Raw genomic sequence first — 15,222 nt, 5'->3', positions numbered from 1 at the left:
CTCCGCCGCCAACGCCTCAGCGATCTTTGGATCCCGTACAGGCAGGATCGATCGCAGGTATCGCCGGTAAGTGTCGGTGATCAGAGCACTCGTCTTGAGCGGGTCCACGATTGACTCCGGGGGGAAGAAAATGGGGTCAGAGACCGTTCACGTCGGTCTGCCGGAAACGGATGGGTGTCCTGGGGAAGAAGAGCCATACGCCTGAGGAGTATGTCGCGCCGAGGACCCGGCCGTTATCGAGAAGCCAGGGAAACTCCGCCTGGAGTTCCTTGTAACTGTCGTTGGTCACCACGGTGGCATCCGTCTTGTCGGCCAGCATCGTGACCAGACGGTCGGCCTTGCCATGAGTGCCTGCGGGGGTCTGAGTGATCGAACCTTGCCGGATGGCTTCATAGAGGGCATCACGTTCCAGGACGGTGAGGCGATGAGCCATCGCCGCGTCCACGAATACGCTGACCGCCGAGCCGGGAAACTGAGCCTTCAGTGCGTCGACGGCTTCGAGAAGCCGGGCAAGACTCGGAACATCGCCTAGCCTCGCGTCGCCACCGAGCCAGGCGATATTGGATCCGTCGACCACGAATCTCCGACCCGGCGTCTCTGCTTCCACAGTCGCCGTCGTCGGGACGGCCCTGAGCTGTGGGAAAGATGCCGGCGTAACGGCAGGGGACATCCGCAGTGGCGGCGTGAGGCTGAGCTCGCGCAGCTGCGTCTTGATCTCCTCCGGTGAGAGGGAACCGCCATGGGTGAACTCCTCCACCTCTTGGTCTAGAACCACCTCGCCCGTCTTGGCGAGAGTGGCCTTGACCTTGAGCAGGCCGTCATCCGTGTAGGTGTACTTGAGCAGGAACTCGGCGTCCTTTCGCGGGAGAGGCTGTGGATACTTCAGGCGCAGAGTCGTGAGCTGGAAGTTCTCCTCGTCGTCCAGCGGCTTGGCAGGATCGGCCTCCCAAACGGGGATGGACAGATGAGGACGGAAGTCGTCCATCGGTGTGTAGCTCTTCTCGCGGATGACCGGGAGGGGGGAGCGCTCAGGGATGATCGTGCTGAAGACCTTCTTCTCGGTTCGCGGGTCAACCGTGCTGGTGCCGAGTGCGTACATGGAGGCGACTTTCAGCACGCCGTCGATCTCGCGGTCGAAAATCGCGGCAGCCAACGCGGCCCCTCGGGCGACCGCGGTCATCGGCTCACACAGCCTCGGATTCACGGTCTCGTCGTCCATCAATCGTTCGACTGCCCGCCGGACGCATGGCATTTGGCTCGTTCCGCCGATCATGAGGATGTCGTCCACATCGATCGGATCGATCCCGAGATCGTTGAGACACATCCGGACCGGCTGAAGGGAACGCTCGACCAGGTCGCCGATGACGTCCTCGAACTCGTCACGAGTTACCTGAATGTGCTTCCCGTTTGGAACGTCGAGAAATACGGAATCTTCCGAGGACAGTCGAATTTTGGTGCGCTCTACAGCGAGTGCGAAGCGCCGTGCTTCAGCAGCGCTTAATTCTGGCTTCTTGCCATTCTTGCGAATGATGAGATCGCGGAGTCTAGCGTCTATCTCGAGGCCGCCGAGTTCAGTGAAACCTCGCGATGCCTTTTCGTGAAAGAAGCCGTCAACGTGTTCTAGAACGGTCACGTCGATGGTTCCGCCGCCCCAGTCAAAAACCATGATAGTGCCATTTTGCTGGATATGATGCGTGTATGCGAGAGCGGCCGAAGTCGGCTCGTTGAGGAGGGCTCGTACCTGAATTCCAGCCGTAGTGGCGGCGGCCCGTGTGCGGTAGCGTGCTCCTCCCTTCGCATTGGCGGGTACGGTGATTACTGCGCTGTCGATCTCGGTCAGTTGGTTTCTCGCGCGCTCCCGCATGGAACTGAAAACTCCTGCAGCGACGCTTGTGGCGGGAAAGCGGCGGCTTCCTACCTGTACACCTCCTTCGCTTTTGAGCATTCGCTTGCATGCCTCGATGACATTTTCAGAGCGAAGCTTCGCCTCCCAGCCATAGAGCAGTCCTGAGCGTAGAGCGCTTTGGCCTGCAATGGAGGGAAAGAGATTTTCGAAGGAAGGATAGAACCAGTCCGAGTCCAGGTGATCGGCGTCTAGGGTCAGTACCTCTACGTCCATCCCGTTCCATTGGGCGACAACGGAGTTGGTCGTCCCGAAATCAATGCCGGTAGCCATGCCTACTCCTGGTTGGACGCGAGGCGCTCTTGTGAATCGGAGCCTCTCGGTTTGTTGCGGCCTTTCTCGCTTGAATTGTTTGCAACAAATCGCACTCGGCCTGGCTGAATGACTTGATCGGTAAGCGCATCGACATAGGCGGGTTGAACAATATGCAGGGAATCGTTGTCGCTGCTGTCCTCCTCCACGGTGAAATACCTCATGTCCTCTAGCTTGTCGATACGACGCAGTCCTGCTTGAGTGAACCACTCGGCGAGGTGTTCGCGGATCTTTGTTCGTCCCATTCCGCCACGGTAGAAACGGTTGAATTCAACTAGTTGTGATAGATGTGTTTTCCTGGTATGTAGGGCGTGTAGAACTGCCTGTCGGATTACTGTTGATACTTGCTGAGGTGACAGGGAATCCCCAATGCCATGCTCTTCTAGGAGTCTGGTGGCTTCCTCGGTGAATTCGGCGAGAAGATGGGCCCGGTTTAAGAGCTTGGCGCTCAGTTCAGATTTTAGCGTTTCGATCTCTGTTCTGTATTCGCGCTCCATATCTCTTCGAACTTCTGAGGCAAGTCTGGCGCGCTCCTGGGCGTTAAAATCGGCCCTCACCCTCTTCTTTACTTTAGTGGCAAGTTCGGTCTCTATCTCATCTCGAATCCTTTGGATTTCTTCATTGTCGAGGACGGGTCTGTCGTTAGTGGAATCGTAGATTCCGTTTGAGTGTTGTTTGTCTTGTATCTTTGTTTTCTCAGAGCCTCTGATGCTTGGTGACTTTTTTATCACTATCGTATTCCCTTGTGGATGAGATGGTCGTCGAATTCTGCGAGAAGATCAGAGGACGCCAAGGCTTTCAGAAACTTCAGATCGTTCTGGTCGGTGGTTGTGCGACGTAGGAGCGGTTGTAGTGGAGGGAGCAATGCTAGTGAGCGTCCCACGGGAAAATCGAGGATTTCTGGGTTGAGCGGGAGCGCGAAGAAACGGGCTCCAAATCTCTCGGCATTTTGGAGCCTGTTCCAAGCATCATTCAGGGCGGAGAGTTTCTCGATGTCATCGCGATGATCTCGGCTCAATTCGCGCCAGCGCTCATTCCAGGTTGGATCACCGTGAGGCAGGCCGAGCGCGAAGTATGGGTTCTCCCAGGAGTCACGGTTGTTCCTCGATATCTGACGGCGGTCCCGAATGAGAGCTAGATTGCCCTCGACGTCTGGATGTTGGCTATAAACTGCGGTAAGGAAACTCTCAGCCGTTTCCAGGTTTTCGTATTTATGTTCGGCGGATTCCGGTGCGAGGTAGGCGAGCAGGTTGTAGATTTCGACTTTGAGCGGTGAGGAGACGTCGCTTACCTCCTTCAGAGTTCTGGCCTGTTTCTTGGCCTGGTCGATCTCACCGGCCAGGATCCAGCCGTAGGCGGTGCAGTATGCGCGCCAGGCATGGAAATCGCTGTGGGTAGCGTTGACCGCTCTGGATCCGCGAGAGGCCATGGACCCGCGTCGTTCATCATCGTCGCGAACGGATGCGGCCCATTGCTCGGTGAGAAGACGCCAGAGTCCTCTGTCCGCGGTGACGTGCTCCGGCCACCAGCCGACCCGGGCTCCTTCCAGGATCTCGTTGAGCAGATCCCGCTGAGCGGGAGGCAGAGATGCGCGCAGCTCGAACAACTGGTCCGTGGCACCGTTGTAAAGAGAGCTGAGCTTTTCCAGCAGCTCATCACCGGTCACGACTTCCCCGCTGAGGAAGGCATGGCGGGCCACGCATTCCTTCCAATCAAGCTGCTCCGCGGCGCTGCGGGAGATGGATGCGGGCGCCACGCGGGCTCTCAGGTAGTTCGACTCATATCGCTCCTGGCGGTAGCCCCACGGCTCGTCGTCCAGTCCGATCACTCCCAGGTCGATGAGATCGTCGACGATTGGCAGCGGTAGTTGGGAGATGATCGGGAGGACCTCTTCGTGCCCTAACTGGCTTGGGTGGCCGAGGACGGCAAGGTAGAGGCGCCAGTGGATGTCGCCCTCGAGCGCTACGGAGTCGAGCGGGCGCACCGTTCCGTACTGCGGGCGGGTTGCCGCGAGGAGTTCGACCATCCGGATGCCCCGTCCGCTCATCCAGGGAATGCCGACCTCGACCAATCGCTGCAGGTGCGTGATGAGCTGGATCGGATCGAGACTGGCGAGCGTCGACTTCAGGGCCGTAGGTAGAGCGGGATCGGGGATCTCGGTCACGGCGCGGCTGATGACATCGTGATCGTCACGCTCTGCCTGGGTACTGTCCTGAAGCAGCGAAGTCAGGGATTGCCGGATGGCGATGACGGTGTCCGTTGCCTGGATTCCAAGCTGTGCCCACCCCTCCATCACGGGGTCGGCTGCGCTGCTTCCCGACCGTGCCGCTTGTTTACGGGCACGACGTTCAAGCTCGGCCGCGATCAGCTCTTCCTGTGATCTTGTATCGAGCAATGATTGCCTCATTTATTTAGTGCGAACGGCGTTTGTGAGCGTGGGACGACCACCGACTCGATCTATGTAAGTAGCAGAACCGCGCCCTATTTGTCAGGCTTGCCGGTACGTCCAGCAACGAGAAGTTCCGCGAGCACGAGGTCGATCGTGGTCAACTCTGGGGAGATCTTCGCTATCGAGCGCCACAACGGGCGGAACTCTCTCTCCAGGAATTGACAGCCCCCGTGACCTCGTGCGGCGATCCGTGCGATCAGGGCGAACGCTATGGACACTGCGGGGAGCGCCAGCCATCCGTCACGGCGCTGAGGGTGACAGCGGGCCTCGACGCACTTTTCCAACCCGCGGTACTCGGTGAGTTTGATGCTCACGGACTCACGAATCACACGGTTGGACTGATCGGCCACGTCGCGGGCGTCATAGCTGGTGCGCTTGCTGAACAGCTGTCGCGCGGCTTCGACCCGGGTGTCCTCGTCGAGCAGGGCAGCGGGCACGACGTGGGCCGCCCTCCACATGGCCTCGAGTTGCTCCGGGCTCTGCTGGGCCATCCATTCAGCGTTATGGTCGAACCTGCCGGCCTCAGCGTGCGGATCCACCTCACCGCGAAGCAGCCGGACGGCTGTCTTGCCGCACTGGGCTTCGATGTTCGCCAGCAGATCGGAGTCCTCGGTCGCCTCGCCGGGAAGGGCTGGGCTGGTGAGTAGCGCCGCGATCGCCGGATACTGCCGCCACAGGTCGTAGTCGGACTCCCGGAAGCCATGGACGGGTGCCGCGGCGAGACCCGTCGTGATCAGGGCGACGATGGTCCGATCGGGTGGCAACGCAGCCTCGCTGAGTACGCGGATCGCGTGGGAGTGCTGCCGAAGGATGGCCGAGGTCTCGTTGATGCGTCGTTTCGCGGACGGGTAGTCGATACGGTTGGCCAGATCGATGATCGTCCAGAGTCGTTCCAGCTGGGAGATCTGCGATGGGAGTTGGTTCATTCCTGCGAGGTAGCCGGAGATGGCGGTTTCCTCGTCGTCTCCGCTGTACCGGCCCGGAGCGTCGCAGGTGAAGATCTCACGGGGGTGTGGCCAGCGCGGCCATTCGTCCCAGAGCCAAGGGTCTTGTACGGCGAGTCGTACATGCATCCGTCCCGCGTTGATCAAGTGCTGGGGAAGAGGGATCGAGCAGTCCTTCTCGACAGGAATGATCTCAGGTTCCCGCCAGGGTGCGGTCGTCAGGTAGATCCCGGCGGTCAAACCGTCGACCCAGACCCCGTCCTCCAGCACCAAGTGTTCTTCGTGATAGGTCACCGCCGAAGCGAGCTTGGCTGGCCGCACACTGGCGACGGGTACCGCGCGGCCAAGGAACGGCAGGATGAGGTCGGCACTGTGGTGCGCCTTCAGGGTGGTAGCGGCACGGTTGAGGTGATATCGGCCTCGGCCTGACGAGGCCACCTCCTGCACCGACCTGCCGCCGACCAGGACCTCGATCGGAGAAAGCTTGTCGACGCTGGGAACCTCGATGCACAGGGACCCGATGTTCTCCACGTTCTCGGTCACCAGGCGGAGCGGACCGGCATGCCAGCGGGGGCTCTGCTCAGTCTCCTCCACCAGCACCCTCATGTGAGGCGGGGCAACGATGAACGGTTCGGTCTCGTGGTCGGTGCTACAGGTGATGACATGTTCGAGCTCGTGAGACGTGAATGTGAGCATGGTCGGCTCCACCCGCATACCGGAACCGGCTGTCACTGTCGCCTGACCGGGCGCCAGTCCCGCGTGATTGAACAGACGGATCTGCGGGGTGCACCGGGCGGCAAGGCTCTCTGCGATCACGACTGAGCGGCGCGCGTTGCGGCCGATGGGGCCTCGTACCGTTACCTGAAAGGCTCCGAGAATCGGCCGGGGGAGCGCTGCCCACAGCTCGTCAGAGATCATGGTCGGCTCGCTGACCGTAAAGGATCCCGTGAAGACACTGGGGCCCCCGCTGGACGGGCGGATGTCGACCAGCCAGGTGGTCTCCCTCTCTGCGGGGAGCCAGATGGACGGGGGCTCCGAAAACACGGCGGAGCCGTATGGCGTGGTAACGCCAGGGGTCGGCTCGCCGGTGACGATGCGCGGCTTGCTGTGTCCCCGGACAAGACGTCGGGAGTCGTCGCCGTCCAGACCGAGCCAGGCGACGCCCTCCAACGACAGCTGCACCAGCCGCCAGCCGTCCCATCCGATGGGCAATGGGCTTTCGATCACCTCGTGCGGTGCGACGTTGTGGACCAGACGACGGTCTTTCGGGTGAAGCACCCATACGGTGTCTGGAGGAAGGGCCAGGTGACGGGGGAGGTGCCTGCCGGTCTCGGTGAAGACCAGGAGCGGGTCGGCTGGGTCGACGATCTCCAGTTCGACTTCGTGGCTGGAACCGTACAGCGAAACGTGAGCTGTTCGCGCGGGCTGGGCCACGGCGAAGGTCGTGCTGGGCGCGCCCTCGGCCGCGCCAACCCAGAGCGATCTGCTGCGGACGATGGTCTGCAGCCCGTCGACTGTAACGTTCCAGCGCGCCATTCCATCAGGAGTGTCGCCGACAGGCGGAAGCGTGATCAGGACACCCTGGCCGAACGGATCGAGGCTGAGACGTGGTCGTTCAGTACGGCTGCGTCGTACCTCGCTGAGTTCACCGTGATTCAGCTCTAGTCTGCCGTTGGCCGCGAGTTCCTGCGCCTCCGCGATGAAGCGGGTGGGCAGGCCGAGTCCGTCCAGGTCGGGGTCGGAGGCACGGAGCCGTTCCATCAGGTCGAGACAGCGGTCGAGGACGTCGACGGCGTAGTCGGTGCCGTAGCGAATGAATCGCTGGGCGGGTTCGTCCAAGGTGTTGAGCCGGTGTTGACGGCCGACGGACCACGTGAGGAGAGCCTCCGCGTCCAGCGCGGGGTCTTGGGCGCGGCGCTGGAGGAGGAGCCGGAAGAAGTCTTCCAGGCAGAAGGTCGGAATCCCTGAGTGCATCACGATCGGGCCGAGGTACTTCCATGGCATTTCGGGAAATGTCGGCAGGTCGAAGGTCTTCAGAGCACGGATGAAGCCCTGACCCCAGGTTGCCTGATCCTGAGAGGTGCCATCCAGGTAGCCGCATGCCTCCCACCAGTAGGGCCAGAAGGTGCCCTGGCGGTATGCCGTCGCCGCCACGCCGGACATGGTGACCGCCACGCACCCGGGCCAGCGGTCGAACATGGTCTGGAACTTCCCCTGGAAGACCTTGCGGCGGTACAACACGCCCAGCATTTGCGCGGCTGCGGCGAGCGTCTCACTGCTGACTTCAATCTCTGTGACGAGCGAAACCCCTCGAAGCCGGGGCCGCCAGTCGGTTTCGAGCAGGTCGAGGAACTCGGAAGGCTGAGCCTGCGTGGAGATGCTGAAGTTACCGGTCTGTGACATTGATGTACACCGTGTCTGTCAGGGGCCAGGGAACGATGGACGAGCATTACTGCGCAAAGGGTTAACCGCGCGAGCTACGCCGATCGTTACTCGTGTAGCTCCTCATACTGGCTGGCTGAGTCGCTCGTCGTTGAGCCGGGCGCTCGCTACAAGTAAATCATTGGTTGATTCTATTCACAACCCTTTTCTCGCTGAGGTGGATACCCTAGGGTCGGCAGCGACTGACCGAGCGCGTCTGAGATACGAAGATGTGGAGCGACGCAACGGTGAACGCAGCAGACCTCAATTGGCCGGCGCTGGAAGACATGCGCCGCAACCCAGACAGGAGTCGTAGGTGGCCAAGCTCGGCATCGACATGGATTGCCTCAAGGAGGCGTTCCGGCTGGACGGTCCGGTCAGATCCCGCGTTGCCGATGTGTTCGCTAAGTTCGAACAGGCAACCCACGCCGGGCTGCATCTGGAGAAACTGAACAACGGACGGGATGACCGGATCCGGACGATCAGGATCGACCAGTTCTGGCGAGGCGTCGTGCTCGCACCCGAGAGCGGCAGCACCTACACGCTCCTCAAGGTCCTTCCGCATGATGACGCCTACCGATGGGCGGAACGGCACCGCATCTCGGTCAACGTCGCGAACGGCCACATCGAGATCCGCGACTCCGAAGCCATCGAAGCGGCTATCCCGGAGTTGTCGCGGGAAGCACAGGAGACGCCTCAGCGGCTTCTCGAGCATGTCAGCGACTCGGTTCTAGCCGATCTTGGCGTGGACGAGCAGACCCGTGCATTCGCGCGAGAACTCACCCGAGTCGAGCAACTGGAGGCGGCTAAGGCATTCCTGCCCGCCACCCAATGGGAGACGCTCTTCGGCCTTGCCGCAGGGATGACCCCGGAAGAGGTCTGGACTGACATCGGTGGAACCGCGGAGCGCGAGCCGTACGACACTGAAGACGTCGCTGCGGCGGTGCAGCGTACTCCGGAGCGCGTCCTGCTGGTGACCGGCCCCGCCGACCTGATGCACGTTTTCCGGGAATCGTTCGCACTGTGGCGGATCTACCTGCACCCAGTGCAGTACCAGATGGCGCACGCCGAATTCCGCGGGTCGGCGCGGATCACGGGCGGACCAGGAACGGGTAAGACCGTGGCCGCTCTGCATCGTGCCCGACACCTTGCTCTCCAGTCCCAGGGACAGGTGCTCCTGACAACGTTCACGTCTACGCTGGCCTCCGCCTTGAGGCGGGACCTGTCCTCCCTCCTCGCGTCGGAAGACGAGCTCCTACGGGTCGACGTCCACCACATCGACCAGCTCGCCTACCAAGTGTTTCAGGAAAGGCATGGGAGACCCGCGATCCTCCGCAAGGACGAGGAGGCGGCGGTGTGGCAGCGCGTCGCCAAGCGCAGGAAGGCGCCTTACACCGTGGCGTTCCTCGCCGAGGAGTGGCGACAGGTCGTACTCGCCCAGCAGGCGACCAGCGCCGGAGCCTACCTGGCGGCCAAGCGGGCCGGTCGGGGACGCAGGCTCGGCCCGCGCGAGAAGGCGCGCCTGTGGGAGGTGATCTGGGAGTTCGAGCAGGAACTCCGCCTGTACGGCCAGTGGACCCACGAGACGATTTGCATCGAGGCAACCAGGATCCTGAACGAGACCGCGGACAAGCCCTACGGGCATGTGATCGTCGACGAGGCGCAGGACTTCAGCCCCATGCAGTGGCGTCTGGTGCGGACCGCAGTGGCTGAGGGCGTAAATGACCTGTTCATCGCGGGCGACACGCATCAGCGAATCTACAAGTACCGCCCATCCCTGCGTGAAGTCGGCATCGATATCGGCGGGCGATCGGCGCGGCTCTCCCTCAACTATCGGACTACGGCGGAGATCCTCGCCTGGGGCCTAGGGATGCTCACGGACGGGCTGATCGACGACATGAACGATGGCGTCGAGAGCATCGCGGGTTACCGGTCACAGGTTCACGGCAAAGTGCCGATCCTGCGAGGTTTCACCAGCAGGTTCGACGAGTTGGAAGGGCTGGCTCGGCAGGTACAAGCATGGCTCGACGCCGGTGTGGAACCGGGAGAGATCGGTGTCGCGGCCAGGTCGGACATGCTCGGCAGCAACGCGAGGGATCTTCTGGAACGGCAGGGGATAGCGGTGAGAGTACTCGCACAGCCAGGCCCGGGGAATCGAGTACAGGTCGGGACCATGCACGGGATGAAGGGGCTGGAGTTCCGCTGCATCGCCGTGATCGGGGTAGGCGAGAACCAGGTGCCGCCGGCAACGGCCGTGACGCCTGCGGCGGAGGATGAGCGGGCGCACGCCTATGACCTCCAGCGTGAGCGGTGTGTCGTGTTCGTCGCCTGTACCCGGGCCCGCGAACAGCTCTACGTCTCCTGGCACGGCATGCCTAGCACTTTTCTATCTTCGGTCCTGTAGGTTGCCTAACTCATCTCGGAAGAGCGCAAAGCGACCGGTGGTGGCCGTACGTGCATCAAGCAGACCTTAGACGGCATCCTGCTCCTCGAAGTCCCCAAGAGGTCCCCGCTCAAGGACCTCCTGCTGCATGGCTCGAAGCTCTGCCAGGACGTGACGGTCGCGCTGAAGGGTCCAGCGCACGACCGGCGGAGCGCCGCTGCGGCAGGCGCTGCATTGACCCGACCGAACGGAGAACGCGCCATGACGATTGATCCGATGCATAAGTGGTGCGATCTCGCCCTGCCGTACGACTCGCGTGTTCGGGGATGCCTGTTCGGCGGTGCGATCGGGGACGCCCTGGGTAGTGCGGTGGAGTTCATGTCCCTGCCCGAGATCCGCTCCGCGTACGGTTCGGACGGGATCCAGGATTTGCTATCCAGCAAGATCACGAATGACACGCAGATGACGCTGTTCACTGCCGAAGGGCTGATACGGTCCCACCTGCAGTGTGCAAACCTGGTCACCTCAGTCCGTGACGCCTACGACCGCTGGTTCGACACCCAGCAGGTCAGGCGCCCCATGCTCTCCGATGAGGGGCCGCGCACAGGATGGCTGCGGGAGCAAGCCTGGCTGTACGCGCGGCCTGCGCCGGGGAGTGCCTGCCTGTCGGGCCTGCAATCGGGGCGAGGGAGCCTGGAACTACCGGCGCCAGGCGCTATCGGAATTATCAACCCGGGGTCCAAAGGTTGCGGAACGGTCATGCGATCGGCCCTCTTCGGCCTGCTGCCCTACGACCGTTTGAACCGGCCACGCGTTGTGCCTACCTCACCCACGGACATCCGACAGCAGCTCTCTCCGCAGGGGCTCTCGCGTTGATCGTCCACCGGTTGGTGGCTGGCGAATCCCTGGAACAAGCTGTGCAGCACGCGATGGAACGGCTGGCTCGCTATCCGGCACATGAGGAGACGACTGGCGCGCTGCGTGTCGCAATCCATCGCGCTGGCCGATTGAGTGCCAGCGCCATGGCTGTGGAGTCAATCGGGCAAGGGTGGATCGCCGAAGAGTCGCTGGCCATCGCGATCTACTGCGCGCTGGCCGAGCCCGACCCCCGGCAGGCGTTGCTGCTTGCTGTTAACCATTCTGGCGACTCCGACTCCACGGGCGCGATCTGCGGCAACCTGCTTGGCACATGGCACGTAGTCGAAGCCCTGCCCTCCGACTGGAGCGACGCTGTGGAGGGCCGGGACACCATCGCGACCATCGCGGACGACTTCACCGCCGCGTTCACCAGCGGACTTCCCGCCGAGCGAGCAGCTCGCTACCCCTCCGCCTGACCGTGCCAGTAGAGCGGCTCGACATCAGCGAAAAAGTCTGTCATGGCGAAATCTCCTGTCCAGGTGCAGATCGGAAATGTCGGCTAGGGAGCCTGCCGAACTGGTCGCAGTCCGCCGGACTCGCTTTCGAGGTATAACGCGTCCTAGGGAGTTGCCTAAGCAGCCGCCCATGCTCGTCGGTGGTCTTGTGGCGTCAACAGGAGGGGAGGGCGGCGCGTTTGTCGACCGGGACGGTGCCGAGCATCATGCGATCGGATCGAGGTCGGAGATGACTTGAGCGGCGAGTTGAAGGCCCTTGTTGTAGCCGCCCTCATTGCTGATGCTGATCGCCTCATGTCGGACGCTCGCTTCACTCTGGTAGCCAGATGAAGCGGCGATGGCCCACATGGGCGGGAGCCGTACCCGGGAGACGTACCCGGGAGACGTCTCGGCAGGCGGGTGAAACGGATCGGCCGGCCGTGTCGCGGTTGAGCGGGGAACCGGTGGGCGGGGCTGGAGTGCGCTTAGAGTCCCTCGGGGATCTGGCAGGCGAAGGGGTCGCCGGTACGGATCTGCTTGAGGAGCCATGGCCGTGCCCCCTTGAGTTCTCCTCTGCGCTTGCCTCGTCACCTTCCGTAAGGCACACTAGGGAGTGCCGCGCCCCCGGTGGGTGTTGGAAGTGAGGCCGGGCCTCCCGATGGAATCGGGCGTCCGGCCTTCGCGCTGTCTGCCCTCAGTCGAGGCAGATCACGTGAACCTGCTCGGTCAGAAGATCGAAACAGTCTGTGCGTCCATCCAGCCACCAAGTGGTGGCCCCTACGATGCTGTCGGCAGCCCAGAGAAGCGGTTCTTCGTAAGAGGACTGCCACGAGACCGTCATGTTCTTCGACAGTCTGTACGTTTTGCGGGCAGCCATGAGGAGCAAGAGGTCCAGGTGATCCTGGCCGGGAGAGCGACTCTCGACGATGACTGTCGAGACTCCCATCCCATCCAGTTCGACCAGCAGTCTCTGCAGACACCTTCGGCGCGCTCGTTCGGTTCGGGTCTCTTTCCCGTAGAGGTGAACTGCGACGACGCCGCGTATCGGCATGTCCACGAGCCTCTTGCTGATCGCCAGTTGCCGTGCGGAGGATTCCTCTCTCCAATGCAGGCGGGCGTTCTTGCCCAAGCGGAGAGACCTCAGAACTGCCCGGATGTGGTCGTGGTCGGTGGAGTCCACGATGACGGCTGCCAGGGCGTAAATACCGCAGTCGTCGGGGCGACGACGGAGGCTCTCGTCGATGTACGCGGTAAGCATCGAGTAAGGTTATCGTCACTACATGTCAAAGAAGCTCGAAAACGACGGGGATTTAGAACACGTATTCGGGTTATACGTGGACAAAGCAGGGCGCTGGCCACACAACTTCATAGGAGGGCGGCGTGAAGCCGACGCTTGCGGCCGAGGAGTACAGCGGAATCTGACGCAGTTCCTCACCCATCCTGAGCAGGGCATCCGGTGAGCTGCTCTGCGGTCGGCGAACCGTACGACCCACGGCTGAGGCCGGGGAACATCCTGTCCCCCGGCCGGCCACGCCCACTCGCCGAAAGGCCGTGGAACCTCTGCGCCATCGCCGGGGAACGGGCCCCTGGAGCTCCCGCGCGACTTGCGGGTCGCTCCAGGCGACAGCGGTGGATCGCCAGGAGGTCAACGCCCGGCTGAAGGGCAGCTCGCTAGTATCCGCCCCGGCCAGCAGGTGTCCAAGCAGCTCACGCACGCAGGTGTGCCGCTCGGTCTCGGCAGCCAGGTCGTCCATGGAAGCTCCTCGGCGAGATCGCTGTTACGCCGGGCGAGGATCGCCCGCGAGCGGGCCGCGATGCGCAGCGTGGCCGCGCCGGCTTCGAAACGCGCGGCCCGCATGAGCACGAGGTTCTCGTCGTCCCTGCGCTCCAGCACGATGTCGGCGTCATCGAGGGAGGGCAGCACCTGGGACGGCCCACGCAAGAAGGCGTTGTACGGAAAGCTCTTCGTCGCCATGATTTCGTGCTATCTGAACTACTTCAGATCGCTACTGGGCGCTACCGGAACACGCTGGCGCTCCAACCGCCGTGCGCCATATTCCGAAACAGAGGTCGCGCCGCGGGTGCACCGACCCGCTGTGGCGGGAGGCGAAGGCACGCGACGCGCGGATCGTGGTGCCACGGCCAGGCGAGAGCGTCGACGCCTCGCCCGCCGTGGACGGCAGGGGGAAACTCTCGTCTGAACCGCCCCCGTTTCGGCCGGGTACTTCGTCTCCTGATCGATGATCAGCCTACGAGCCTGAGTGTCCAGCGGCGGGAGGGGTGGGTGTCGCAGGTGAACTGGAGGGCCTCGACGTTGTTGGCGGTGCTGACTCCGCCGGCGATGGTGAGGCACTTGCCGGTCTGGACGTTTCTGATCTGGTAGAGGCCCGTCCCGGTGACGTCGGTGACCCTCCAGCGGCGGGAGGGGTCGGTGTCGCAGGTGAACTGGAGGGCCGTGACGTTGTTGGCGGTGCTGACTCCGCCTGCGATGGTGAGGCACTTGCCGGTCTGGACGTTTCTGATCTGGTAGAGGCCCGTCCCGGTGACGTCGGTGACCCTCCAGCGGCGGGAGGGGTCGGTGTCGCAGGTGAACTGGAGGGCCGTGACGTTGTTGGCGGTGCTCACGCCGCCGGCGATGGTCAGGCACTTGCCGGTTTGCACGTTCGTGAGCATGAACGTGTTGGTCGGCCCGAGGTGCGTGCGTGCCGCGGCTTTCGAGAGCGCGGCCGTATCCGCGCTGGCGGGGGAGGCAGCGGCGGGCACGCCCAGCGCGGCGACGGCGAAGGCGGCGGCGATGCTGAGCAGGGGGCGGATGGAACGGTCCATGTGATGCTCCTCGTGTCGCGCTGTTCCCGGTTCGTCCCGGACAGGCGGATTGATATGGCTTAGCGAGCCTGCCTGCAATGCCAACGGTCGCCGAGAACCGCGGAGCGGCACATGAGTAGGCCCCTACTCAAGCGAGAAAAGGCGGCAGGCCGATGCCGCTCCACACGTCGGTCCGGCCGTACTCGGGCAGAGAGGGGTCCGGGCTCAAGCGCGAGTCCGTCGTTCGTCGGCCATGGAGAGTATGTGGTGATCGATCCGGCTCTGGACCACCTCGTTGACGCGAGTCGGACCTACCGGCGACGGTGTCGCGGATCCCGGCGCTGGCCGGTGTGCGGCCGGTCGAGGACGGGCCGCATCCGGGACTGGGCACACGCAACTTTCTGCTCGGCCTCGGCGGGCGGGCTTATCTGGAGGTCATCGGCCCCGATCCTGACCAGCCGGCTTCCGGTCGGGCCCGTCCCTTCGGGATCGACGAGCTGGCCGCGCCGGCACCGGTGGGCTGGGCTCTCGCAGTCGAGCCAGGTGAACTCCACAGGCGAGTGGCGAAGGCGAGGGAGGCGGGGTTCTCTCCGGGAGATCCTGCGGCCATGACCGGCTTACGGGGCCTGTCCACCATTCGGAAACCGGCCGGA

Annotated in this window: 9 protein-coding genes and 2 pseudogenes; 3 read left to right on the top strand and 8 right to left on the bottom strand. The window is 63.0% G+C overall.

The features are described 5' to 3' along the window. Nucleotides 1-136: 136 nt before the first annotated feature. From OG589_RS24625 to OG589_RS24610, 4 genes are all read right to left on the bottom strand, one after another. Nucleotides 137-2,176, bottom strand: coding sequence for an Hsp70 family protein (locus tag OG589_RS24625; protein ID WP_405139927.1), 2,040 nt, complete (start codon nt 2,174-2,176; stop codon nt 137-139). A gap of 2 nt (nt 2,177-2,178) precedes the next feature. Next, nucleotides 2,179-2,946, bottom strand: coding sequence for a hypothetical protein (locus OG589_RS24620; RefSeq protein ID WP_405139925.1), 768 nt, complete (start codon nt 2,944-2,946; stop codon nt 2,179-2,181). Beyond that, nucleotides 2,946-4,610, bottom strand: a complete 1,665-nt coding sequence (locus OG589_RS24615; RefSeq protein ID WP_405139923.1) for a hypothetical protein — start codon at nt 4,608-4,610, stop codon at nt 2,946-2,948. The genes OG589_RS24620 and OG589_RS24615 overlap by 1 nt, the downstream gene beginning before the upstream one ends. A gap of 86 nt (nt 4,611-4,696) precedes the next feature. Then, complete coding sequence (locus OG589_RS24610; RefSeq protein ID WP_405139921.1) at nt 4,697-8,011, bottom strand: hypothetical protein; 3,315 nt, start codon at nt 8,009-8,011, stop codon at nt 4,697-4,699. A 334-nt stretch (nt 8,012-8,345) separates the two neighbouring features. On the opposite strand from OG589_RS24610, the gene OG589_RS24605 reads away from it, so the two are divergent. Continuing rightward, the gene (locus OG589_RS24605) at nt 8,346-10,433 is read left to right on the top strand and encodes a UvrD-helicase domain-containing protein (RefSeq protein ID WP_405139919.1); all 2,088 of its coding nucleotides are present in this window, start codon (nt 8,346-8,348) and stop codon (nt 10,431-10,433) included. Nucleotides 10,434-10,673: 240 nt separating this feature from the next. Next, nucleotides 10,674-11,746: pseudogene (locus tag OG589_RS24600) on the top strand (ADP-ribosylglycohydrolase family protein). Between the two features lie 243 nt (nt 11,747-11,989). Here the strand turns inward: OG589_RS24600 and OG589_RS24595 are convergent. From OG589_RS24595 to OG589_RS24580, 4 genes are all read right to left on the bottom strand, one after another. Beyond that, nucleotides 11,990-12,133 carry a hypothetical protein gene (locus OG589_RS24595; RefSeq protein ID WP_405139917.1) on the bottom strand — a complete coding sequence of 48 codons (144 nt, stop codon included), beginning with the start codon at nt 12,131-12,133 and terminating at the stop codon, nt 11,990-11,992. Between the two features lie 325 nt (nt 12,134-12,458). After that, entirely contained in the window at nt 12,459-13,022 is a 564-nt protein-coding gene (locus OG589_RS24590) for a hypothetical protein (RefSeq protein WP_405139915.1), read from the bottom strand. A gap of 387 nt (nt 13,023-13,409) precedes the next feature. Continuing rightward, nucleotides 13,410-13,739: a hypothetical protein gene (locus OG589_RS24585; protein ID WP_405139913.1), complete on the bottom strand. Its 330-nt coding sequence runs from the start codon at nt 13,737-13,739 to the stop codon at nt 13,410-13,412. Between the two features lie 269 nt (nt 13,740-14,008). Beyond that, nucleotides 14,009-14,590 (bottom strand): RICIN domain-containing protein, encoded by a 582-nt coding sequence (locus OG589_RS24580; protein WP_405139911.1) that lies wholly within the window; start codon nt 14,588-14,590, stop codon nt 14,009-14,011. 299 nt (nt 14,591-14,889) lie between these two features. Here OG589_RS24580 and OG589_RS24575 point away from each other — a divergent pair. Further along, nucleotides 14,890-15,174, top strand: a pseudogene (locus OG589_RS24575) (VOC family protein); the annotation flags it as partial. Nucleotides 15,175-15,222 lie beyond the last annotated feature (48 nt).

Source organism: Sphaerisporangium sp. NBC_01403, assembly GCF_045040145.1.
Lineage (GTDB): Bacteria > Actinomycetota > Actinomycetes > Streptosporangiales > Streptosporangiaceae > Sphaerisporangium > Sphaerisporangium viridialbum.
Note: the sequence above shows the minus strand (reverse complement) of the source record. Positions and strands in the feature narration are given on the sequence as shown.

Excerpts from the sequence above, each read along its gene's own strand:
- OG589_RS24585 (WP_405139913.1), bottom strand. The coding sequence starts at position 13,739 with ATGGCGACGAAGAGCTTTCCGTACAACGCCTTCTTGCGTGGGCCGTCC.
- OG589_RS24625 (WP_405139927.1), bottom strand. The coding sequence starts at position 2,176 with ATGGCTACCGGCATTGATTTCGGGACGACCAACTCCGTTGTCGCCCAA.
- OG589_RS24590 (WP_405139915.1), bottom strand. The coding sequence starts at position 13,022 with ATGCTTACCGCGTACATCGACGAGAGCCTCCGTCGTCGCCCCGACGAC.
- OG589_RS24595 (WP_405139917.1), bottom strand. The coding sequence starts at position 12,133 with ATGTGGGCCATCGCCGCTTCATCTGGCTACCAGAGTGAAGCGAGCGTC.
- OG589_RS24580 (WP_405139911.1), bottom strand. The coding sequence starts at position 14,590 with ATGGACCGTTCCATCCGCCCCCTGCTCAGCATCGCCGCCGCCTTCGCC.
- OG589_RS24610 (WP_405139921.1), bottom strand. The coding sequence starts at position 8,011 with ATGTCACAGACCGGTAACTTCAGCATCTCCACGCAGGCTCAGCCTTCC.